The 22,215-nt window shown below is 66.4% G+C and carries 21 protein-coding genes; 9 read left to right on the top strand and 12 right to left on the bottom strand.

Annotation, left to right across the window (positions count from 1 at the left end):
• Window positions 1-6: 6 nt before the first annotated feature.
• Genes AB7M16_RS33935 through AB7M16_RS33925 form a run of 3 tightly spaced genes read left to right on the top strand, consistent with a single transcriptional unit; the run spans window position 7 to window position 2,735 of the window.
• The gene (locus AB7M16_RS33935; RefSeq protein ID WP_036004961.1) at window positions 7-1,053 is read left to right on the top strand and encodes an ABC transporter substrate-binding protein; all 1,047 of its coding nucleotides are present in this window, start codon (window positions 7-9) and stop codon (window positions 1,051-1,053) included.
• A 3-nt stretch (window positions 1,054-1,056) separates the two neighbouring features.
• A complete protein-coding gene (locus AB7M16_RS33930; protein WP_453946627.1) occupies window positions 1,057-1,920 on the top strand; it encodes an ABC transporter permease in 864 nt (287 codons plus the stop codon).
• Window positions 1,920-2,735 carry an ABC transporter permease gene (locus tag AB7M16_RS33925; RefSeq protein ID WP_453946626.1) on the top strand — a complete coding sequence of 272 codons (816 nt, stop codon included), beginning with the start codon at window positions 1,920-1,922 and terminating at the stop codon, window positions 2,733-2,735. Before AB7M16_RS33930 ends, AB7M16_RS33925 begins: the two co-directional genes overlap by 1 nt.
• Here the strand turns inward: AB7M16_RS33925 and AB7M16_RS33920 are convergent, their stop codons facing one another.
• Window positions 2,736-3,071, bottom strand: coding sequence for a hydroxyisourate hydrolase (locus tag AB7M16_RS33920; protein WP_453946625.1), 336 nt, complete (start codon window positions 3,069-3,071; stop codon window positions 2,736-2,738).
• 26 nt (window positions 3,072-3,097) lie between these two features.
• Here AB7M16_RS33920 and AB7M16_RS33915 point away from each other — a divergent pair, with 26 nt between their 5' ends.
• The 3 genes from AB7M16_RS33915 to AB7M16_RS33905 are packed head-to-tail and all read left to right on the top strand — an operon-like array spanning window position 3,098 to window position 6,539.
• Window positions 3,098-4,306, top strand: a complete 1,209-nt coding sequence (locus tag AB7M16_RS33915; protein ID WP_453946624.1) for an MFS transporter — start codon at window positions 3,098-3,100, stop codon at window positions 4,304-4,306.
• On the top strand, window positions 4,287-5,654 hold the full coding sequence (locus tag AB7M16_RS33910; RefSeq protein WP_453946623.1) for an amidase: 1,368 nt from the start codon (window positions 4,287-4,289) through the stop codon (window positions 5,652-5,654). Before AB7M16_RS33915 ends, AB7M16_RS33910 begins: the two co-directional genes overlap by 20 nt.
• 24 nt (window positions 5,655-5,678) lie before the next feature.
• Window positions 5,679-6,539: an alpha/beta fold hydrolase gene (locus AB7M16_RS33905; RefSeq protein WP_453946622.1), complete on the top strand. Its 861-nt coding sequence runs from the start codon at window positions 5,679-5,681 to the stop codon at window positions 6,537-6,539.
• Window positions 6,540-6,663: 124 nt separating this feature from the next.
• Here the strand turns inward: AB7M16_RS33905 and AB7M16_RS33900 are convergent, their stop codons facing one another.
• The 10 genes from AB7M16_RS33900 to AB7M16_RS33855 form a co-directional block, all read right to left on the bottom strand.
• Window positions 6,664-6,996, bottom strand: a complete 333-nt coding sequence (locus AB7M16_RS33900) for a Rieske (2Fe-2S) protein (protein WP_453946621.1) — start codon at window positions 6,994-6,996, stop codon at window positions 6,664-6,666.
• Window positions 6,989-7,693, bottom strand: coding sequence for an ABC transporter ATP-binding protein (locus AB7M16_RS33895; RefSeq protein WP_172784478.1), 705 nt, complete (start codon window positions 7,691-7,693; stop codon window positions 6,989-6,991). The genes AB7M16_RS33900 and AB7M16_RS33895 overlap by 8 nt, the downstream gene beginning before the upstream one ends.
• Complete coding sequence (locus AB7M16_RS33890; RefSeq protein WP_453946620.1) at window positions 7,686-8,468, bottom strand: ABC transporter ATP-binding protein; 783 nt, start codon at window positions 8,466-8,468, stop codon at window positions 7,686-7,688. The genes AB7M16_RS33895 and AB7M16_RS33890 overlap by 8 nt, the downstream gene beginning before the upstream one ends.
• Complete coding sequence (locus AB7M16_RS33885; RefSeq protein ID WP_453946619.1) at window positions 8,468-9,514, bottom strand: branched-chain amino acid ABC transporter permease; 1,047 nt, start codon at window positions 9,512-9,514, stop codon at window positions 8,468-8,470. Before AB7M16_RS33885 ends, AB7M16_RS33890 begins: the two co-directional genes overlap by 1 nt.
• Window positions 9,511-10,383 (bottom strand): branched-chain amino acid ABC transporter permease, encoded by an 873-nt coding sequence (locus AB7M16_RS33880; RefSeq protein WP_453946618.1) that lies wholly within the window; start codon window positions 10,381-10,383, stop codon window positions 9,511-9,513. The genes AB7M16_RS33885 and AB7M16_RS33880 overlap by 4 nt, the downstream gene beginning before the upstream one ends.
• A gap of 297 nt (window positions 10,384-10,680) precedes the next feature.
• The gene (locus AB7M16_RS33875) at window positions 10,681-11,835 is read right to left on the bottom strand and encodes an ABC transporter substrate-binding protein (protein ID WP_453946617.1); all 1,155 of its coding nucleotides are present in this window, start codon (window positions 11,833-11,835) and stop codon (window positions 10,681-10,683) included.
• A 75-nt stretch (window positions 11,836-11,910) separates the two neighbouring features.
• A complete protein-coding gene (locus AB7M16_RS33870; protein ID WP_453946616.1) occupies window positions 11,911-13,110 on the bottom strand; it encodes a xanthine dehydrogenase family Fe-S subunit in 1,200 nt (399 codons plus the stop codon).
• On the bottom strand, window positions 13,107-13,943 hold the full coding sequence (locus tag AB7M16_RS33865; protein ID WP_453946615.1) for an FAD binding domain-containing protein: 837 nt from the start codon (window positions 13,941-13,943) through the stop codon (window positions 13,107-13,109). Before AB7M16_RS33865 ends, AB7M16_RS33870 begins: the two co-directional genes overlap by 4 nt.
• Complete coding sequence (locus tag AB7M16_RS33860) at window positions 13,940-16,333, bottom strand: xanthine dehydrogenase family protein molybdopterin-binding subunit (protein WP_453946614.1); 2,394 nt, start codon at window positions 16,331-16,333, stop codon at window positions 13,940-13,942. The genes AB7M16_RS33865 and AB7M16_RS33860 overlap by 4 nt, the downstream gene beginning before the upstream one ends.
• Window positions 16,334-16,342: 9 nt before the next feature.
• Window positions 16,343-17,620 carry an amidohydrolase/deacetylase family metallohydrolase gene (locus AB7M16_RS33855; RefSeq protein WP_453946613.1) on the bottom strand — a complete coding sequence of 426 codons (1,278 nt, stop codon included), beginning with the start codon at window positions 17,618-17,620 and terminating at the stop codon, window positions 16,343-16,345.
• A 211-nt stretch (window positions 17,621-17,831) separates the two neighbouring features.
• Between AB7M16_RS33855 and AB7M16_RS33850 the strand changes: the two genes are divergently transcribed.
• Complete coding sequence (locus AB7M16_RS33850) at window positions 17,832-18,275, top strand: MarR family winged helix-turn-helix transcriptional regulator (protein ID WP_172784470.1); 444 nt, start codon at window positions 17,832-17,834, stop codon at window positions 18,273-18,275.
• Window positions 18,276-18,541: 266 nt separating this feature from the next.
• Entirely contained in the window at window positions 18,542-19,960 is a 1,419-nt protein-coding gene (locus AB7M16_RS33845; protein WP_453946612.1) for a cytosine permease, read from the top strand.
• Between the two features lie 20 nt (window positions 19,961-19,980).
• Here AB7M16_RS33845 and treZ read toward each other — a convergent pair whose 3' ends face one another.
• On the bottom strand, window positions 19,981-21,801 hold the full coding sequence (gene treZ / locus AB7M16_RS33840) for a malto-oligosyltrehalose trehalohydrolase (protein ID WP_453946611.1): 1,821 nt from the start codon (window positions 21,799-21,801) through the stop codon (window positions 19,981-19,983).
• Window positions 21,802-21,979: 178 nt separating this feature from the next.
• On the opposite strand from treZ, the gene AB7M16_RS33835 reads away from it, so the two are divergent.
• Window positions 21,980-22,213, top strand: a complete 234-nt coding sequence (locus AB7M16_RS33835) for a hypothetical protein (protein WP_453946610.1) — start codon at window positions 21,980-21,982, stop codon at window positions 22,211-22,213.
• Window positions 22,214-22,215: the final 2 nt, after the last annotated feature.

Here is a 22,215-nt window from a genome sequence, read left to right as displayed (position 1 = left end):
TTTGACATGATCATGAACCGCAGAAGCCTGCTGACCACGGCGCTCACACTCGGGGCCATGAAGGCGTTTCCCGGCCTGAGCTACGCCCAGGCGCGGCCGCTGGTGTTTGCGACCTTCACCGGGAGCTGGGAGGAAGCGCACAAGGCCGTGCTGGTGCCCGCGTTCCGCAAAGCCAATGCGGATGCCGCGATGGTGCTCGATCCCATGCTCTCGGTCGACCAGATCGCCAAGGTCAACGCGGCGAAAGCAAATCCGCCGATCGACGTCATGCTGCACGATCCCGGCCCCGCCCTCGTCGCCGTCGGCCAGGATCTGGTCGAGCCCTATCCGGTCGAGAAGAGCGCGTACTACAAAGATCTGATCGCCGAGGCGCAGGAGCCGATGGGCCCTGCACCGTTCTTCCAGGTCGTCGGCCTCACCTACAATCCGGAAGCGGTCAAGACGCCGCCAACCTCCTGGGCCGATCTCTGGAAGCCGGAGTTCAAGGGCCGCGTCGGCATCACCAACCTCAACTCGACGCTCGGCACCGGCTGGCTGGTCGAGATCGCCAAGATGCGCGGCGGCTCGGAGGCCAATGTCGATCCCGGCTTCAAGGCGCTGGAGGAGCTCAAGCCCAACCTCGCCGCGGTCGCCGCCAATCCCGGCGCGCTCGCCACCTTGTTCCAGCAGGGCCAGATCGACATCTCGCCCGGCAATTTCAACGCCATCCAGATCCTGAAGGCGCGCGGCGTGCCGGTCGAGTTCGTGGCGCCGAAGGAAGGCGCGATCGCCTTCAAGACCACGATCCACATCGTCAAGAATTCGCCGAACCGCGAGCTCGCCTTCAAGCTGATCGAGGCGGCGCTGACGCCGGAGGTGCAGACCACGCTGATGAACCCGCCCTATCTGATCGTGCCGACCAATTCCAAGGTGACGATGGGCGGCGAGATCGCGCGTGTGCTGGCCAAGGACACGGCCGAGCTGAAGAAGAAGTTCGTGTTCCAGGACTGGAAGAAGATCAACGAGCAGCGCTCGGCCTGGATCGAACGCTTCAACCGCGAGATCAAGATCTGAGCTATGGGTGCAGCGCCGGCATCACGGGACGTGACGTCCTACGGAATGGGATTGGCAGCGCCGCTGGCGCTGTTCTTCCTGGTCTTCTTCGTCGCGCCGCTGCTGCAACTGTTCTGGCTCTCGCTGCACAACGACACGTCCGGGCTCCATTGGGGGCTCGGCCAATACCTGCACTTCCTCACCGACCCCTTCAGCCTTGGCGTGCTCGGCTCGACGCTGCTGCTGGGCGCGGAGGTGACTGCCGTCTGCCTCGTGCTCGGCTTTCCCATCGCCTGGCTGTATCAGCGGGTCGGGCCAAAGCTTCAGACCATCATCATCCTGATCGTGCTGCTGCCGCTTCTGACCAGCGTCGTGGTCCGCACCTTCGCCTGGATCGTCATCCTGGGGCGGCAGGGCATCATCAATGCGACGCTGCAATCGCTCGGCCTGATCGATACCCCGCTGAAACTGCTCTACACCCAGTTCGGCGTGGTGATCGCGCTGGCGCAGGTGCAGATGCCCTTGATGACGCTGCCGCTGATCACCGCGCTCGGCCGCATTGATCCCAATCTCGACGATGCCTCCTGCTCGCTCGGCGCCGGAAGCTGGCGCACCTTCTTCCGGATCGTGCTGCCGCTGTCGTTGCCCGGCGTCATCGCCGGCTGCACGCTGACCTATGCCGCCGCCATCACCGCCTTCATCACCCAGTCGCTGATCGGCGGCGGCCAGATGCTGTTCATGCCGATGTATCTCTACCAGCAGGCCTCGACGTTGCAGAACTGGCCGTTCGCGGCCGCGATCTCGATCATCTTCCTGCTCGCCGTGCTCGCGGTCGTCTCGGTCTTCACCACGCTCGGCCGCATGTCGCGCGGCTATGGAGGCGCATGATGAGCGGCCGCAAGCGCACGCTCGAGGCGATCAGCTTCGAGCTCGTCATGATCGTGATCGCGGTGATCGCGCTTCTCATTATCATCGCACCGTCGCTGGTAGTGCTGATCGTCTCCTTCACCAGTGGCTTCTCGCTGCGCTTCCCGCCGCCCGGCTATTCGCTGCGCTGGTACGCCGAGCTGTGGAATGCCTGGCAGCTGCATTTCGCGGCCAAGAACAGCCTGATCGTGGCGATGTGGGCGACCGGCCTGTCCGTTACCCTCGGCGTCGCCGCGGCGCTGGCCATCTCGCGATCGCGAACACTGTCGGCGCGGCTGCTCGATTCCCTGTTCATGTCGCCGCTGGTGCTCCCCGCCCTCGCCTTCGGCCTCGCCGCGCTGATGCTGTTCTCGCTGGTCGGACTGCCGGTGTCGCCGCTGACGCTGGTGATCGGCCACACCGTGGTCTGCGTGCCCTATGTCGTGCGCAACACGGTCGCGGCGCTCGCCCAGCTCGAGCCGACCTTGCTTGAAAGCTCGGCCGTGCTCGGCGCGAGCCGCCTCTACACGTTCCGCCGCATCGTGCTGCCGCTGATCCGGCCAGGCATCATCGCCGGCGCCTTCATCGCCTTCATGTCGTCCTTCGACAACGTGCCGGTGTCGCTGTTCCTGCGCGATGCCGCGACCGACATGCTGCCGATCCGGATGTGGCAGGATCTCGAAGGCAAGCTGGATGTCACCATCGCGGCCCTCTCAGGCGTGCTGATCATTGCCACCGTCGCGCTGGTCGCACTCATGGAGCGCGTCACCGGCCTGTCGCGTCGGCTCACCAACTGATCAGGCGCCGCGGAACAGCGAATAGCCCCAGCGCGTGAATTTCAGCGGCAGATGAAAATGCTCGTCAACGTTCTTGATGCGAAAGCGGAACGGCGTCACGGTGAGGAAGCCGTCGTGCTCGCCAAAGAACTCGCCGAGATGAAACAGCACCTCGTACTCGCCTTCAGTCACACCGGCACCTTGCGCGACGGCATGATCGAGCACGCCGTTGGCGCCGAGCCGCCCGTCGGCGATGCGCTGGGAATCCGGATCGATCCGCCAGATCTCGACGCGCAGGCCCTGCGCGGGCCGTCCGCTCGCCACATCGACCGCGTGAATGGAAATACCGCCTGCCACAATGTTCCTCCCATGAGCACGCCGCCATGGTAGACGGAAACACGGCCGCTCGGCCAGCGCCGGCGCTGCTGCCGGCTCTGTTGCCTGCTTTGGGGGCGATGACCGGGCTTCAGGCCCTCGTGGCGCTGGCCTTGTTCGCACCCGGCGTGGTCGCCCCGCGCGCCCAGATCGAGGTCTGGCAGCTCTCGATGTTCTCCTGCGCGGTGTTCGCGGTCGGCATCCCCGCCTCGTTCTGGGGCGGCGGCTTCATCGCGCGCGTTGGCTCGCTGCGGATCGCGAGCCTGTGCGCGGCGGCCATCGCCGTCGGCATGGCACTGGCGTCGCTCGGAACGAGCGCCGCCCTGCTGGCGGCAGGCCTCTGCATCGGCCTTGCCATGGGGCCCGAGACGCCGGCGAGCGCAGCGCTGCTGGCGCGGCTCGTGACCGCCGAGCGGCGCGCCTTCGTGTTCTCGGTGCGCCAGACCGGCAACCAGATCGGCGCGGTCTGCGGCTCGCTGGCCCTGCCCGCGATCGCCATCGCGTTCGGACCGGCATGGTGCTATGCGACCGTAGCTGCCGTGGCGCTGCTGGCGATCTTGCTGTTCGAATGGTTGCGGCCGGCCTATGCCGGCAAGGTCGCCCCGCCGCCGAAGCTCGATCTCCGCGTGCGGCTGGCGCTGGTGATTGCGGACCGGCGGATCGCGATGCTGGCGCTGGCCTCGATGCCGTTCAGCGCGATGCAGGTGTCGCTCAACACGGTCTTCGTCACGCTCGGCACACGCGAGCTTGGCCTCAGCCATATCGAAGCCGGCACGGCGCTCGCTTGCGCGCAGGCCGGCGGCCTCGTCGGCCGGCTCGGCTGGGGCTATGTCGCCATGCGCCTCGATGCCTCGCGCGCCGTTCTCGTCGTCATCGGCCTCGGCATGGCCTTCTGCGCCGCGCTGCTGGGCCTCGATGGCGCATCGCTCGGCCGCAACGGGCAATTCATCGTTGCCGCATTGTTCGGCCTGACGGCGTCGGGCTGGAACGGCGTCTTCGTCGCCGAGATCGCCCGCCTCGCCCCGCAGGAGCGGATCGGCGAGACCACCGGCGCGGTGCTGACCGCATCCTATGTGGGCCTCCTTGCGGCGCCGGCGCTGGTGTCGATCCTGGATGGCGTGGCCAGCCTCGGCATGGCGTTCTTCGCCCTGGCGTGCCTTGCGCTCGGCGGCACATTGGCGTTGATCTGGGGAGGCCATGACAAAGCCGAAGAATAGCGCGCGCGAGATCGCTGCCGACGTCAGCGCCGGGCGGACGAGTGCCGTCGAGACCGCAAAGGACGCGCTGGCACGGATCGAGGCTGCCAAGGCCTTGAACGCGGTCGTCACGATCGATCCTGCACGCACACTCGTCGATGCCGCAGCGGTCGATGCTCGCCTGTGCGCCGGCGAGACCATGCCGCTCGCCGGCGTTCCCATCATCGTCAAGGATAACATCTGGGTCGGCGGCTGGCGCGTGACGCAGGGTTCGCGCCTGTTCTGCGACTTCATCGCGCCGCGCGATGCCATCGCGATCGAGCGGCTGCGCAAGGCCGGTGCCGTCGTCGTCGGCATCGGCGCGACCTCCGAATTCGCCTGCAAGGGCGTTACGACCTCGCAACTGTACGGGCCGACGCGACATCCGCTCGATCCCGCGCTGACATCAGGCGGCTCATCGGGCGGCCCCGCCGCAGCGGTTGCGGCCCGTCTGGTACCGCTCGCGATCGGCACCGATGCAGGCGGCTCCAGCCGCAGGCCGCCGGCCCATGTCGGGGTCGCCGGCTTCAAGCCGTCCTATGGCGCGATCCCCTATGGGCCAGGTTTCGCCGAGCCGTTCTTCGGCCTCTCCGTCATCGCGCCGATCGCATCCGATGCGACCGACATCGCGCTGGCCTTTGAAGCCATGGTCGGCACCGATCCGCGCGATCCGGATTCTGCCGTCGTGGCGCAGCAAGCCAAAGACATCGGCGGTCAGCGCATCGCATTCTCGCCGCGCCTTGGTCTCGACGTCGCGATCGACGACGTCGTCGCGAATGGCCTCGCCGCCGCCGTTGACCGGCTTTCCGCCGCAGGTCTGCGCATCACCCAACGCGATCCCGTTTGGCCGGCAGGCGCCACGGAGGACGCGATCATGCCGCTGCAGCATGCCGGTCTCGCGGCGCTCCATGGCGACACCTTCCGCAAGGATCCGGCTGCCTTCGACCCTGACATCGCCAAGCAGATCGAGCGAGGTCTCTCCTGGTCGGGTGCCGACGTTGCGGCAGCGCTGCTCGCGAGCACCGCGATCGCCAATACCTTTGCGGCGTTCTTCGCTGAGACCGACCTGCTGCTGGCGCCGACCGTCCCGTGCGTCGCCTGGCCGCTGACGCAGCTCGGCCCGGACATGATCGGTGGAAAAGCGGCAAGCCCGCGGGCCCACGCGGTGTTCACGCCCTTCGTCAATCATGCCCGCCTCCCGGCGATCTCGATTCCGTGCGGAACGGATCAGCGCGGGCTTCCCTTCGGCCTTCAGATCATTGCGGCGCGCGGACAAGACCGCTCGCTGCTCGCAGCCGCGCAAAAGATCGAAGCGACCTTGCGAGCGTAGGGCCTGACGCAAACGGAGACTCCCATGGTTGAGAACGCTCATTTGACAATTCGGCCGCTCGACCCTCGCGACCACTGGTCCGAGCTGTCCCGGGCGGAGCGCAGCGCGGCCTATGACAACAACGCCGCCGTCAAGAACAGCCCGGCCCTGATCGCCGAGCGCAACGAGGCCTCAAGCCGGATGCGGAGCACGCTGAAATCCCATCTCGACCTGCCCTATGGCGAGCGGGCCAACAACAAGATCGACATCTACCCGGCCGCCAAGCCTGATGCGCCCTGCCTGGTGTTCCTGCATGGCGGCTACTGGCAGCGCAATTCGCGCGAGCTGTTCGCCATGCTAATCGAAGGCGTCGCTGCGCATGGCTGGTCGGTGGCGATCCCCGGCTATTCGCTGGCGCCCGAAGTGTCCCTCGGGAACATCGTCGGCGAGATCCCGCGCGCACTCGACTGGCTCGCGGCGCACGGCGCGTCCTACGGCGTTGCCGGACCGGTCGTGCTGTCGGGTTGGTCCGCCGGCGCCCATCTTGCTGCGATGGCGCTGGATCATCCGCGGGTCCATGCGGGGCTGGCGCTCTCGGGCGTCTACGATCTCGCGCCGATCCGCGATACCGGATTGAACGATGCGCTGAAGCTGACCGACGAGGAGATCGCCACGCTGTCGCCGCTGCGCCTGCCCGTCACCCGGAAGCGCCTCGACATCGCCTATGGCAGCAGCGAGCTGCCGGCGCTGGTCTGCGATTCAATCAATCTCTTCGACAAGCGCGTGGCGGAGAGAGCGCCGGGCAAGCTCATCTCGGTCGAAGGCGCCGACCATTTCACCATTCTCGAGGCGCTGCGCCGGCCGGACGGTGTCCTGGTGGAGGCCGCGCGGCGGCTGCTGGACTAAAACTCGCGAAAACAACCCCATGCACAGTAGCGATGCCGTTGTTCTCAAAGGGACATTTTTCGAAGGCCCATCGACACCGTCGTGACCGCTTTGACTCGTCGGGCAAAACAGGGGCATGATGTCATCATCGCCCCGGCTGCCACTCCTGCAGCTCAATCCAGATTTTCTCGCCCTTGATCCGCGCCGGATAAAGCCGCAACGGCGGACTCGGCCATCCCGCGGTGATCGCGCCATCGCGCAAATCGAACGATGCCGCGTGACGCGGGCAATACAGCCGCCCCGTGCTCACCTGCCCCAAGGCCAGATCAGCCTGTTCGTGCGGACATGCACGTTCGCAGGCGACGACATCGCCCTCGTTCCAGATCACGAGCAGGTCGCATCCGGGGACGCGGACGATCGTCTCCGCCTTCAGCCGGTCGAGATCGCAGACGGCAATCCACCCGGCGTCGTCACCCACCGAGATAGGCCTTGCGCACATGCTCGTTCGCGATCAGCTCGGTGCCGGCGCCCGACAGCACGATGCGGCCGTTCTCGAGCAGATAGGCGTGGTCGCACATCTCGAGCGCGGCGAAGGCGTTCTGCTCGACCAGCAGCACCGTGGTGCCGGCATCGCGAATGCCGCGAATGATCGCAAAAGTGCGCTCGACGATGTTGGGCGCGAGCCCGAGCGAGGGCTCGTCGAACATGATCAGCCGCGGCCGCGACATCAGCGCGCGCCCGATCGCGAGCATCTGCTGCTCGCCGCCCGACAGCGTGCCCGCCGCCTGCCGGCGCCGCTCGGCGAGCCGCGGAAATTCCGTGTAGATGCGGTCGCGGTCGGCCGCGATCTCGCCCGAACCACGCCGGAGGTAAGCCCCCATGTCGAGATTTTCCTCGACGCTCATATGCGGAAACACGCGCCGCCCTTCCGGGCAATGCGCGATGCCGCTCGCCAGCACGCGCGGCGGCCTCGCGCCGGTGATGTCGATGCCCTCGAATTTCATCTGGCCCGAGCGCGGCGGCACCAGGCCGGAAATCGCGCGCAGCGTCGTACTCTTGCCGGCGCCGTTGGCGCCGATCAGGGCGACCAGCTGGCCGGCCTTCACGTCGAGCGAGATGCCGCGCAGCGCGGTGACGCCGCCGTAGGTGCAGACCATGTCGCGGATCTCAAGCACGCCCCGCTCCATGTCCGAGATAGGCTTCGATGACCGCGGGATCGTTGCGGATCACCTCCGGTGTCCCTTCGGCGATGATGCGGCCATAGTTGAGCACCACGATGCGATCCGAGACCGTCATCACCATCGGCATGTCGTGCTCGACCAGCAGGATGGTGATGCCGCGGTCGCGAATGCTGCGGATCAATTCGACGAAGCGGTGCGTCTCCGAGGCGTTCATGCCGGAGACGGGCTCGTCGAGCAGCAGCATCGACGGCTCGGCTGCAAGCGCCAGCGCGACGCCAACGAGACGCTGCTCGCCGTAGGACAGCGAGCCAGCGGCATCGTGGGCGCGGCGTTCGAGCCCGACCCATTCGAGCAGCTCGCTCGCCCGCTGCCGTAAGCGGCGCTCCGAGGCGCGCGCGCCTGGCAGGCCGAGGATGGCGTCGAGCAGCCGAACCCGACCCTGCCGGTGCAGGCCGATCAGGAGGTTGTCGTAGACGGTGTCGTTCGGGAATACGCTGGTGCGCTGGAAGGTGCGGATCAGGCCTAGATCGGCGATCTCATGCGGCTTCAATCCGGCGAGCCCAGTGTTGCGATAGGTGACGCGGCCCGCGCTCGGCGTCAGGAATCCGGTCATGACGTTGAAGGCGGTGGTCTTGCCGGCGCCGTTCGGCCCGATCAGGCTGACGATCTCGCCCTCGCCGACGTCAAAGCTCATGTCGGAGATCGCGACCAGTCCGCCGAAGCGCACCGCGACTTGATCGATGGTCATGGCGATGCTGCGCGCCGTCATCAGGCCGACTCCTTGGCGCTGGTTTCACTGAGCGCGACCGGTGCCAGCGCCGCCGTCGCGCTCCGTTGCCGGGTCAACCGCTGCGCCAGCGACGGCACGATGCCGCGCGGCAGCACGAACAGGATCGCGATCAGCACGCCGCCATAGGCGATCCATTGCGCCTCCGGCGCCATGACCGGACGAAGCGCGACCGGCAGAAGCCCGAAGATCAGGCCGCCGACGACGGGCCCCGCCAGCGAGCCCTTGCCACCGCTGATCACCATGATCACCATGGTGACGGTGTTGATGAAGGCGAACACTTCGGGGTCGATGATCCGGATGTAATGAGCATAGAGGCTGCCGGCCGCGCCCGCGATCGCGGCCGAGATCACCGCCGCGATCGTCAGAGTCCTGGTCACGTCAATGCCGACGGAGACGGCGAGCGTTTCATTTTCCATCAACCCGCGCATGGCGCGGCCGAAATGGGAGTGAACGAGGCGTGCGATCAGGAGATAGGCGATGAGCGCCACCACCAGCACCAGATAGTAGTTGTGGAATTTCGTGCGCAGCGTCAGCTCACCGAAGCCGGGCAATGGCAGCGCGATGGAGGGGATGTTGGTCAGCGCCAGCGGTCCCTGCGTCAACTCGACCCAGTTCAGCGCGACCAGCCGCACGACCTCGGCAAAGGAGATCGTGACAATGACGAAATAGGCGCCGCGGACGCGGAACGAGAGCAGGCCGACGAAATAGCCGCACAATCCGGCAATCAGGATCGCGAGCACGAAGCCTGCGATCGGCGGCCAGGGCGCGTGAACCAGGCGGAAGTCGCCGGGCAGGCCGATGTCGAAGCCGAGCGATGTCAGCGCGCTGACATAGGCGCCGATGCCGAAGAAGGCGATGTGGCCGAGGCTGAGCTGGCCGGTGAAGCCGAGCAGCAGATTGAGGCTCATCGCGCCGATGACGAAGATGCCGGTGGTGATCAGCGCATTGAGCAGATAGGGATCGCGCAGCCAGAGCGGCACGGAGGCAAGCGCAGCGACGGCGAGGATGGTGATGATCGTCCTCATCCGACGCGCTCCGCGCGCGCGAACAGGCCGGTCGGCCGGAAGATCAGGACGGCGATGATGATCAGAAAGCCCATGGCGTCGCGGTAGCCCGACGAGACGTAGCCGGCGCCGAGCTCCTCGGCGAGCGCCAGGATGAAGCCGCCGATCACCGCGCCGGTGATGTTGCCGAGGCCGCCGAGAATGACGATGGCGAAGGCCTTCACCGCGGCGAGATCGCCCATCTGCGGAAAGATGACATAGACCGGACCGAGCAGAGCCCCCGCGGCCGCCGCGAGGCTGGAGCCGATCGCGAAGGTCGAGGTGTAGATCATGTCGACATTGACGCCCATCAGCGAGGCCGTGTCGTGGTCCTGGAACGTCGCCCGCATCGCGCGGCCGAGGCTGGTCTTGTTGATCAAGAGGTATGTCACCAGGATCAGCAGCGCGGCTGCAGCGAGCACGAACAGGCGCAGCCAGGATACGGAGACCGGCCCGAGCACCAGCGGCGCCTCCGGAAACGGCGTTGCCACTGATTTGGCGACGCCGCCCCAGATCCACAGCGTGCCGGACTGCATCGCTATCCAGGCGCCGATCATGACCAGCATGGTGGTGTCGATGTCGGAGCCGCGCAGCGGCCGCAGCAGGGTCAATTCGATCGCTGCACCCAGTAGCCACCCGGCCAGCACGGCAACCGGCAGCGCGAGGAAGAAGTTCAACCCGAGCTGCTGCACCACGATGAACATGATGTAGGCGCCGAACGTGTAGAGCACGCCATGCGTGAAGTTCACGACGTTCATGATGCCGAAGATCAAGGTCAGCCCGATGCCCAGCAGCGCATAGGTGCCGCCGAGCACGAGCATGTTGACCAGATGCTGGAGGAATTCGCTCAAAGCCGTTCCCGAATAGTAGCGCTACCGCTTATGACAGAAGGCATCCGGGCGAGTTCGGCCTGCATGGTTCGCCCGGCGATGCGGAGCATCGTCCGGCGAGCCCGCTTTGGCGGGCTCCTCACCATGAGGGTCTGATATCTCTCCGCAAAACGCGACCTCATCCTGAGGCCCGCCAAAGGCGGGCGTCTCGAAGGATGGGCCGCAGGCAAGCTGTCCACCACGTCTTTCCTCATATGAGATAGCCCTACGTAGTGAGGCGAGAGCGACGATGCCGCCCTCGCCCGGGATTGATAGATGCTAAAGCGTCTTCATCTCGACCTTGCCGTCGTTGATCTCGATGAGATAGACGTTCGGCTGGCTCTGCCCGCTCTCCTTGCCCTCGGGGCCGGACTTGCGGAACACGATGTCGCCATTCAATCCCTTGATGTTGATGTTCCAGAGCGCCGCCTTGATCGCGGCGGGTTCGGCCTTGCCGGCCTTCTCGATCGCGGCCGCCGCGGTGCGGATGCCGTCATAGCCACGAAAACTCTCGGTGCAGCCGGCGAACTCGAAGCCGCGCTTCTTCCATTCCGTGATGAAATAGTTGGTGGCTTCCGGGTTCGGCGTCTTGTCCGGGAACCAGGGCAGGAACGTCGTCAGATGCATGGTGCCGTTGGCAGCGGCGCCCGCCTGCGCGATGATCTGGTCCGGGTTCTGCGAGCCGCCGGTGGTGATGATGCGCTTCTTCAAGCCCAGCGCGGCCGCCTGCTTGAAGATCAGCGTAAGCTGGTCGACTGCGGTCGTGACGATGACCGTCTCGGAATCCGAGCTCTTGATCTTGGAGAGCTGCGCGCTCATGTCCTGCGCGCCCTGATCCATGGTTTCGACGAGGCCAATGGTGATGCCCTTGTCCTTCATCATCTTGCTGAAGTCCTCGGCGGTGCCGCGGCCCCAGTCGTTGTTGATGACGAGGAAGTCGACCTTCTTCAGCGCGAGCTTGTCGACGATGCCCTTGAACGCGGCCGCTTCCACCGCTGACGGCGGCGAGATGCGGAAGATGAAGGGATTGCCCGTCGTCGTGATCTTGCCGGAGGACGAGGTCTCCACCACCATCGGCGTCTCGTATTCCATCAGCTTCGGCATCACCGCGAGCGTCAGGCTCGAGCCCCAGGCGCCCATCAGGACCGGCACCTTGTCGCTGGTGATGAGCTTCTCGGCGACGGCGGCGGCCTCCGTCGGGTTGCTCTTGTTGTCCTCGATCACGAGCTCGATCTTCTTGCCGAGCACGCCGCCCTTGGCGTTGATCTCGTCGGCGGCGATCTTGGCACCGTTGACGACGTAAGTGCCGGACGCGGCGAAAGCGCCGGTGAGCGGCTCGTTGACGCCGATCTTGATGGTCTGCGCCCCCGCGGCGCCGCCGAACAAGGCCGTCGCCAGCGCGATTGCCGGAACCAGTCCGAATGTTCGTGTCATGCTGTCTCTCCAAATCCCACGCTGTTGATGTCTAGGCAGTCCAGGCTTCGTCACTCCGCGGCGCCGGCGCGCCGATCATTCCGCGCCATCTCTCCCGGTGAAGGCGCGGCCAAACATGCGTGCGAGCCGGGCTCGCAAAACATCCGAGACAATCGACCAGCCACTAAGCTCTGCCGCGGCCGCCTGCCCTGACGGCGCGCCGGACATGTGGCGATCGAGATTGGCGGCGAAGTCCGCGACCAGACGGCGGGCGAGATCGCGCACCAAGCCTGGGCGGCCGACCTGCGCCAGCATTCCCGTGAGCGTGTAGCCGATCGACAGCTCGACGGCCGTCGCCGCGCCGTCTTCGCGCGCAAGCAGGCGATAGCGGATCTCACCTTGCGTCGCCGAATGGCTGCGCTGGTCGGAGCCGATGCCGACGATGCGCCCCGACAGCATTGCGGGATCGCGCTCGACCCGAGCGGCGCCCTCGAAGCTTGCTGCGATCGGCCCGAGCCTGACGCGGATCGATCCCTCCACGCGCTCCGGCCTCGGCGGCGATGTCAGCGACACGCCGGGCAGGCAGGCGGCGATGGCTGCGATGTCGTCGAACATCGCAAACACCTTTGCCGGCGGATGCGGCAGTGTGAAGCGCTGGTCGAGCACGGTTGCCGGGGTGAAGTCGGGGATGCTGACCGTCGCGGCGCTCTCCGATGCCGCAACCGGAGCCTGGCGCGCAGGCTGCAGCTCGTTCCGGGCGGTCGCCGCGCGACCAGAGCCGGCAGGACCAAGCACGGTTCGGCCGCCATCCTCCACCGGCGCGACGTTGCGCGCGCGCCTCGCCTCGATCACGGACTGCACCGCGCGCACGATTCCGACATAGCCGGTGCAGCGGCAGAGATTGCCGCTGAGGCCGACGCGAATGCGGCGCTCGTCGGCATCGGGCAGGCGCAGCACCAGGTCGCGCGCCGAGACCAGCATGCCCGGCGTGCAATAGCCGCATTGCAGCGCATGCTCGCGGGTGAAGGCGGCGCGCAGTTCGGTGGTGATCTCGTCCTCGTCGAGGCCTTCGATGGTGGTGACGTCAGCGCCGTCGCAGGCTGCCGCATAGGTGATGCAGGAGCGCGCCGGCACGCCGTCGAGCAGCACGGTGCAGGCGCCGCAGACCCCATGCTCGCAGCCGAGATGGGTGCCGGTGAGATCGAGCTTGTCGCGGACGAAATCGGCAAGGCTGGTGCGCGGCTCGGCCGAGACCTCTACCGCACGCCGGTTGACCTGAAGCGCGATCGTGGTCATGCCGCGGCCTCCTGGACGGCACGCTTCAGCACACTGACGTGGATGTGGCGCTGCGCGGCATCGTCGATGCCGGCGCTTGCGAGCAGAGCATCGGCGGCACGGACATCGAAACGTTGCTTGTAGTCGGCGGCGATCCGGCCGCCGAACAGCACCGCGGCATCAGTGATGACGATGGGCGCGGTATCGATCGCACCGATCACGACACGCGCCGAGGCGGCAGCGGGATCGACCAGCACCGCGCCGATGGCATGCGCGAATTCGCCGGTCTTGCGGCAGCTCTTGGCGTAGCCCCAATGTGCCGTCGCCGATCGTGCCGGCACGTGGACCGCCTCGACGATCTCGCCGACATGCAGCGCGGATTCCAGCGCACCGACCACAAACGCTTCGACCGCCATCGATCGCGCACCGGCAAGGCTGCGCAGCATCACCCGCGCGCCTAAGGCCGCCAGCGCTGAAATCCAGTCCGCGGCAGGATCGGCGTGGCTGAGCGAGCCGCCGATCGTGCCGCGGTTGCGCACCGCGCGATAGGCGATGTTGGCGGCGACTGCCCGCATCGCGCCGCGGGTCACATCGGCCGTGCGGCCGTCCTCGATATCGGCATGGGTGACGAGCGCGCCGAGCACCAACTCGCCGCCGGAGACTTCTGCACGCTTGAGCTCGGCCAGGCCGGAGATGTCGATGATGAGCTCCGGCTGCACCAGCCGCAGATTGAGCATCGGCCCGAGCGACTGGCCGCCGGCGATAATCTTTGCCGATCCGCTATTTGCGGCGAGCATCGACAGTGCCGCATTAAGGTCGCGCGGGCGCTCGTAGGCGAAGGGCGCCGGTTTCATGCCGCGCTCCTCTCAGCCGCACGCGCAGCCAGCACGGCCGCGACGATCCGATGCGGTGTGATCGGCGACTGCATCAGCTCGACGCCGAGCGGGCGCAGCGCGTCGTTGACGGCATTGGCGATCGCGGCCGGCGGCGCAATCGCACCGCCCTCGCCGATGCCCTTGACGCCGAACTGCGTGTAAGGCGACGGCGTCTCCATGTGGTCGAGGCGCGCGGCCGGGACCTCGGTCGGGCCGGGCAGCAGGTAGTCGGCGAGCGTCGTCGCCAAGGGCTGGCCGGAGGCATCGAACGGCATTTCCTCGTAGAGCGCGGTGCCGATGCCCTGTGCCAGGCCGCCATAGATCTGGCCGTCGACGACGAGCGGATTGACCAGCACGCCGCCGTCCTCGACGATCACGTAGTCGAGGATCTCGACCTCGCCGAGATCGGGATCAACCGCGACGACGGCGGCATGCGCGGCATAGCTGAAGGTGCCGCTGTCGCGCACGGGCTTGTAGCCTTGCGTCACCTCCAGCCCGCCGGGATCGACGTCTGCCGGCAAATCCTGTGGGCGGCGGTACCAGGTGTGGGCGATCGCCTTCAGGCTGACGCTGCCGTTGACGCCGCGCACCTCGCCGTTCTGCAACACCACGGCGGCCGGATCGTGCTGCAATAGTTTAGCGCCGATGCGGCGCGCACGTTCGCCGAGCTCGCGGCAGGCGGTCGCGACCGCACCACCCGCCATCACCATCGAGCGCGAGCCCCAGGTGCCGGTCGAATAGGGCGTCATCGCGGTGTCGCCGAGGATGATGCGGATGTTCGCGACATCCACGCCGAGGATTTCATGCGCGACCTGGGCGAGCGTGGTCTCCATGCCCTGCCCGTGCGAGTGCACGCCGACGCGCAGTTCGAGGCCGCCGTCCGGCGTCATCCGGGCCGAGGCCTGCTCGTGGCCCGGCACCATCGGGATGCCCCAGCCGGAATAGACCGAGGTGCCGTGCGCGGCCTGCTCGCAATAGATGGAGACGCCGACGCCGATGCGGCGGCCGTCGGCCTCGCCCTGCTTTTGCCTGGCGCGGATGGCGTCGATCTCGATGGCCGCGAGCGCGCGGCGCATCGCTTCCGGATAATCGCCGCTGTCGAAATGCTTCCTGGTGATATTGTCGAACGGCATCTGCTCGGGGCGCACCAGATTGCGCAGCCGCACCTCGCCGGGCTCGAGACCGGCTTCCGCCGCTACGAGGTCCAGCATCAATTCCAGCGCAAAGCAGACGCCGGTGCGCGCGACGCCGCGATACGGCAAAATCGGGCATTTGTTGGTGGCGACCGAGAAGGTGCGGCAGCGATAAGCCGGCATCTTGTAGGGACCGGGCAAAATGCTCGCGACCTGCGCGGCTTCGAGACAGGCCGAGAACGGATAGGACGAATAGGCGCCGGAATCCACGGTCGCCTCGCAATCGATACCGCGCAGCGTGCCGTCGCTGTCAGCATAGACCGTGATCTTGTAATGATGCTCGCGGCAATTGGAGCTGGCGACGAGGTGCTCGCGGCGGTCTTCCAGCCAGCGCACCGGATGGCCGCAGCGCATTGTCAGCCAGGACAGGCAGACCTCTTCGGGCAGCAGAATGCCCTTGTGACCGAAACCGCCGCCCACATCGGGCGAGATCACGCGGATCTGGCCCTCCTCCATGCCGAGGCATTCGGCAAGGCCGCTGCGCGTAATGTGCGGCATCTGTGCCGCCGAGTGCAGCGTGAGCTGGTCGAGCCTCTTGTCGAAGGTCGCGACCACGCCGCGGCCTTCCAGCGGCGACATGCATTGCCGCGCGGTCGAGATCTCGCGCGTCACCTTGATCGGCGCGTCGAGCGCGGCGGAGATGTCGACCTCGTAATTGGTCTCCAGGAAGACGTTGTCGCCCCAATGCTCGTGCACCAGCGCCGAGCCAGGCTCGCGCGCCTTGAGCATGTCATGGATTGCGGGCAGCTCCTCCAGATCGAGCGCCACGGAGGCCGCGATATCCTCCGCCTCGGCCCGGGTCGGCGCGAGACACATCGCGACGAGCTCACCGACCTGGCGCACCTTGCCGGTGGCCAGCACCGGCTGCTCGGAAATCTTGAAGCCCGGCAGCCCCGACACCGCGCGGATCGGCTTGATGCCGACGAGATCGGCAGCGGTGAAGACACTGCCCCGATAACGTTCGGGCACGTGAATGCCGCGGATGCGCGCATGCGCCAGCGGGCTGCGCACCAAGGCGACGTCCTGAAGGCCGGCGAGCCTGACGTCGCCGACATACTGGCCGCGACCGCGCATCAGGCGGTCGTCTTCCTTGCGCGGCAGCCGCGCGCCCACGCCCTGCCCGGTCTTTCCGTGCGGAAACTCTCGCTCGTTGCGCACCCGCGCGCCCTCCTTCACGGCCCGGCCTTATGCCGCGACGGCCTGCGGCAGGATCGGCGCGACCGCGTCGAAGCGCGTGCCGGCGCGCAGGCAGAAGGCCGGCTGCAGCAGGCGCTCGGCGATCACCTCGTTCTTCTCGTTGTCCTTGAGGACGAAGCGGCCATTCTGCTCGGTGAGCACGGAGACGTCGGCGTCCATGCCGACCTTGAGCGCGCCGATCTCCCCGCTGCGGCCGAGCATTTTGGCCGGATTGGAGGTGACCATCGGCACCACCTGCTCCAGCGACAGGCCGAGCGCCATCATCGAGCTCATCGCCTGGACCAGACTGAACTTGGCCTGGCCGGCGAAGGGATGGTTCTCGTCGTCCTCGTGCTGGTCCGGCGTTCCCGCCGGCGCGGGCACATGGGTGTTGTAGCCGTGGATGTCGGCGCCGAGCGTGGTCGGAATGATGCCGGCAGCGATCGCCTTCTTCGCAAGCCGATAGGAGAAGTGGCTGCCGTGGCCGACATCGACCTTGAGGCCGCGGTCCAGCGCGGCCTGGATCACCGGGTGCACCTCGCCCTCGCGATTGACGAAGCCGCCGGGATGGCGCGTGAAGGGATGAGCGAGGATGTCGCCCTCGCGCAAGAGCGGGATTACGCGGGTGAGGATGGTGTCGGCATCCTCGCCATTGGCGCCGCTCTCGGGCAGGCCCCAGAGCTGGCCGAAATGCACATAGACCGGCAGGTCGGCGCGCTTGCCGATCTCGGCTGCCATCTCGATGACGCGAATGCCCCAGCGCGCGAAGCCGCCGATCTCGGCGTGAGCCTTGATGCCGCGCACGAGATCGAGATTGGCCGTCGCCGCCTTGACGGTGGCATCGATGTCGACGCCGTCGGGGCTGTAGAGCTGCGGATAGAAGTGGCCCTCGAGGCCGCCGACGAGATAGGCGGAGATAAACGCATAGACGCGCGAGGCCGCTTGCTCGGCAATGAAATGGCGGAAGCCCGGCAGCGTCATGCAGGACGGACCGCCCTGATCGACCAGCGTCGTCACGCCGGATTGCACGCCGACCATGTCGGGGTTCATGCCGAAGCGGCCGGAGACATATTGGTAGACGTGGGCGTGGGTGTCGATCAGCCCAGGCAGCACGAGCTTGCCGCTGACATCGACGATCTCCTTCGCGCTGGTCGGCAGAATGTCGGATGCGACCGCCGCGACCTTGCCATTGCGGATGGCGACGTCCTGGAGGCCATCGACGCCGGAGGCCGGACAGATCACGCGGCCACCTCGCAGCAGAAGATCGAAGCTGGCAGTGACGGACATGGCGCTCTCCTCAGGCTCTTGCGCAGGCGGTTGCCCCGCTCTCGAATTACGAAGCATGCTTCGCATTTGGATAAAAGCAAGCTTCGTGCCATGATGCTGTTGTGGCGAGCGCGTTCGAATCGAGCTAAGCGCGGAAGGTCTGGGGTTGGGAGAGCGTGCATTGCGGCAAGCCAGGAAAAGTCGCAGCGGGGGCAAGCACCGCCCCTGGCCATTGTCGGAACGGCCCGGCTATTTGATCCGGCGCTTGCATCAGATTCACGTTGCGCTGTTTCAGGAGGCCTGCGGCGAATTCGAGGTCACGCCGCTGCAATACAGCCTGCTCTCGGCGCTGGCGGTGCGCGAAACCGCCGACCAGACCACTTTGGCGGCCGATATCGCGCTCGACCGCACCACGACGACAGGCGCATTGAAGCGGCTCGCCGCACGGAACCTGGTCGAGCGCGCGGTGAACAAGGACGATCGGCGCGCGCGATTGTGCCGCCTGACGCCCGCCGGCGCCGCGCTGCTGATCAGAATCGAGGGCGCAGCACGGCGGGCGCATCGCGCCACGCTCGGCGATTTGAGCCAGCGGGAACAGGCGCTCTTCATCGAGATGATGCAGCGCATCGTGGCCGGCAATCCCAGTCGCGACAGCGCCGCTGCCCTATTCGACTAGAGGCGGTTGCTGCGCTTTTGAGTTGGGCTGCTCAATTTATCATCGTACCGCTGCCCGGCCGTGCATCGATCGCGACCATCAGGCGTCAGGTCGGGTGTGACGCAGCACGTCGGCGCGTCAGCATCGCCCGCGCTTGAAAACGCAGTCGCATCCGAGGCGAGCCTCGTTGCATCCGGCATCCGAACGTGCCCTGCCCGGCCGCCCCGCAACCCATGGCACGATTTATGCTGCGATGATGCGAAGCGTGCTTCGTATTGGGGGATGTCATGACGGATTCCGAACTTCGCGCTGATATTCACAGCATCGAGCCAATTCCCGACGCGGACCGGGACTCGACCGGGCCGCAGCAGATGTGGATCTGGGCCGGCGCCAACATCGCGCCGGTGAACTGGGCGCTCGGCGCGCTCGGCATCATCCTCAAGCTCGGCCTGATGGAGACGATCGCGGTCATCGTGGTCGGCAACATCGTGGGCTGCGCGATCTTCGCCACCTTCACGGTGATGGGGCACAAGACCGGCGTCAACCAGATGGTGCTGAGCCGGTCCGCCTTCGGCGTCCGCGGCGCCTACCTGCCGAGCATACTGATGTTCCTGATGACGCTGGGCTGGATCGGCGTCAACACCTACTTCCCGGTCAAGGTCTCGATGGGCATCCTCGGCCAGTTCGGCGTGCCCGACACCTGGCTGGTCGAGATGATCGTCATCACGCTGGTGATGGCGGTGCAGGTGCTGATCGGCGTCTACGGCTTCTACGCGATCCGCACCTTCGAGAAATACACGGTGCCGCCGACCATCGCCATCATGGTGCTGATGAGCATCCTGGCCTGGACGCGGCCCGGCGTCGTCAACTGGAGCCTGACCACCTCGCTGCCGCCCGGCGCGCATCTTGCGATGCTGACGCTGCTGATGACCGCAATCGGCGTCGGCTGGGGAATTTCCTGGGTCACCTGGGCCTCCGACTATTCGCGCTTCGTGCCGCGCTCGACGCCGTCGAAAGCCGTGTTCTGGTACAGCTATGTCGGCATGTTCGTGCCGACGGTCTGGCTCGGCATCCTCGGCGCGACCATCGCCTCGACGACGCTGGATACCGATCCCGCCAAGATGGTGAGCGCGGTGTTCGGCGGTCCGGTCAGCATCCTCGTGCTCTTGATGGTGCTGCATGGCCCGATCGCCACCAACATCCTCAACGTCTATTCGGCGACCTTGGCGGCGCTGAGCGCGGGGCTGAAACTCTCGCGCTTCTGGCTTACCGTCATCGTCGGCATCGCCGGCTATCTGGGCACCCTCTACTTCATCTTCGCGCCGTCCTTTGCGAAGGCATTCGACAATTGGATGATCAGCCTGCTGTTGTGGATGAGCCCGTGGGCCGGCGTGGTGCTCGCCGACTTCTTCATCAAGCGCAAGGGCAAGATCGAGGTGGCCGAGCTCTATCGCTCGCCGGAGACCAGCGCCTATGGCGATATCAACTGGGCCGGCATGATCGCGTTCTTCGCGGGCCTCGTTGCCGGATGGCTGGTGCAGGACGGCCTCGTCGGCGCGCTGCAGGGACCGATCTCGATCAATCTGCTCGGCGGTGCCGATCTCAGCTGGCTGTTCGGGATCGGTGTGGCCGGCCTCGTCTACCTCGGGCTCGGCAAGTTCGCGACCTCGCCCACACCGGCCGTCGCGAGCCGGGCCGGCGGATAGCCCGCTGACCTCGTCTCTCGTCAGCGCTTCCGTCCAAGCCTCACCATCATGTCGCCGGGCCCAAGCCCTCCGGCGACATGAGAGCGCAATCGCCACAGGCTCTCGCCGTCGACCAGCGAGGGCATCGGGAGTTCGTGGTCGGCGAAATTGACGGCGATCTGCAGCACGTCGCCCTGCTCGGTCTGCCAGCGTACATCTACGCCGCCGAAGCGGGGATCGGTGCCCAGCAGCTGTCGCTGCGCCGAAACGAACCCGCGTTTGATCAGCGGCACGATCTTCTCGCGCCGCATCGTCAATAGCTGCGCCGTCAGCGCCCGGAACCTTGTGCCGGACGGCGACTGGTCGATGCCGGTCCAGTCCAGCTTGGAGGCGAGGAAGGTTCTTTCGTCGCACGGGTCGGGGATCCCGGCGCGCGTTTCGGGCGTCGCGAACGCCTTGAAGTGCGAAAACTCCTTGCGGCGGCCCTCCCGTGTCAGTTCGCCCGTCCAGTCGGCGAAGAACAGGAAGGGCGTTTCGGCTGCCGCTTCCTCGCCCATGAAAAGCAACGGAATATGCGGACTGAGCAGAACCAGTGCGAGGGCCAGTTCCAGTCTGTCCGGACCGACCAACCGGGACAGCCGTTCGCCGAAGGCGCGGTTGCCGACCTGGTCGTGGTTCTGGGCGAAGAAGATGGTCGCTTCGGGCGGCAGGTGCGCGCTCGGCTCGCCGCGCGGCGCCTGGTGCAGGGGGAAGACCTCGCCCTGATAGGCAAAGCCCTCGGTCAGGGATCGCGCCAGATGTTCGAGCGGCTTGTCTGCAAACGCCCGGTAATAACCTTCGTCCTCGCCGGTGAGCAGGACGTGGAGCGCGTTGTGAAAATCGTCGCCCCATTGCGCGTCGTAGTACGTCGCGCGTCCCTGTGACCGCGCGAGCAGGTGCGCCTGATTGGCCTCGTTCTCCAGCATCAGATGAACGCGCCGGCCCGCCAGCTGACTGCGCAGGGTCTCGGCGAGCTCGACCAGGAAATGACGCTTCGAATCGTCCTTCAGCGCATGAACGGCATCGAACCGCAATCCGTCAAACCCATAGTCGCGCAGCCACATCAGCGCATTCTCGATCAGAAATCCGCGCACGAACGCGCCGTCGGCTCCTTCGAGGTTGACGGCGGGGCCCCATCCAGTGGTGTGGCGCGAATTGAAGAAGTTCTCCGCATAGAGATGCAGATAGTTCAGCTGCGCCCCGAAATGGTTATAGACGACGTCGAGATAGACCATGATGTCGAGGGCATGCGCGGCCCGCAGCAGCCGCTTGAGATCCTCCGGCCGGCCGTAGCGGGCATTCGGCGCGTTCAGGAGCACGCCGTCATAGCCCCAATTGTGCCGTCCTGGGACGTCGTTGAGCGGCATCAGCTCGATGGCGGTGATGCCGAGATCGCGAAGATAGGGCAACTTCTTCTCGACGCCGGCATAGGTCCCCTCGTCGCTGAACGTGCCGACATGCAGCTCGTAAATCACGGCTTCCGCCCAGGGACGGCCCGGATAGAGCACCGAGTCCCTCAACGCGGCCGTATCGATCACCTCGCTCGGCGCGCCGACGTCGTCCGGCTGGAAGCACGAGGCGGGATCAGGGACGAGGAGATCTTCGTCGATCCTGAACTGATAGCGCGTGCCGGCGCGCGCGGTCCGGCTGAGCAGCTGACACCAGCCGTCCGCATCGCGCGGCATCTTCCGTGGCGGCTGGCCGATTTCGAGCAGCTCGACGGATCGCGCCGTCGGCGCCCACAAGTTGAACGAGACCCCTTGATCGACGATCTGGGGACCATGGCGCCGACTTTGCTCGGCCTTTCCCAGTCTTTGATTCAAGCCCGTCGCCTTTCGCCGCATGCCGCCTCGGCACGCTCCAAGATCGCTTGCGCGCGTCGGGGCGACAAAGCGGAGCCGCACGCGTTCGTTCCTCCACGGCGCCGACGCCGGACATTTGCAACGCGACGGGAACGGAATCAGCAGCGCGACGGTTACCGTTCCAACAGGAGCTGTCGCCATGCGCCGCCCGAAGCCGCAACCGATCCGTAACAAGCTCGACCTGACCGACCGCACCCAGGTACGCCTCGTCAAGAAACGGCTCGGACTGTCGGACGCCGAGCTGATCGCGATCGTAGGGCGCATCGGCAACTCCATTCCGGCCATCAGCAAGGAGGTGGCTCTGCAGAAAGCCAACGCGCTGTCCAAGCCGGCCGACGTCGAGCCCATTGCCGCGACGGCGCCGATATCCTGACG

The sequence above is a fragment of the Bradyrhizobium sp. USDA 372 genome, assembly GCF_053629095.1.
Note: the sequence above shows the minus strand (reverse complement) of the source record. Positions and strands in the feature narration are given on the sequence as shown.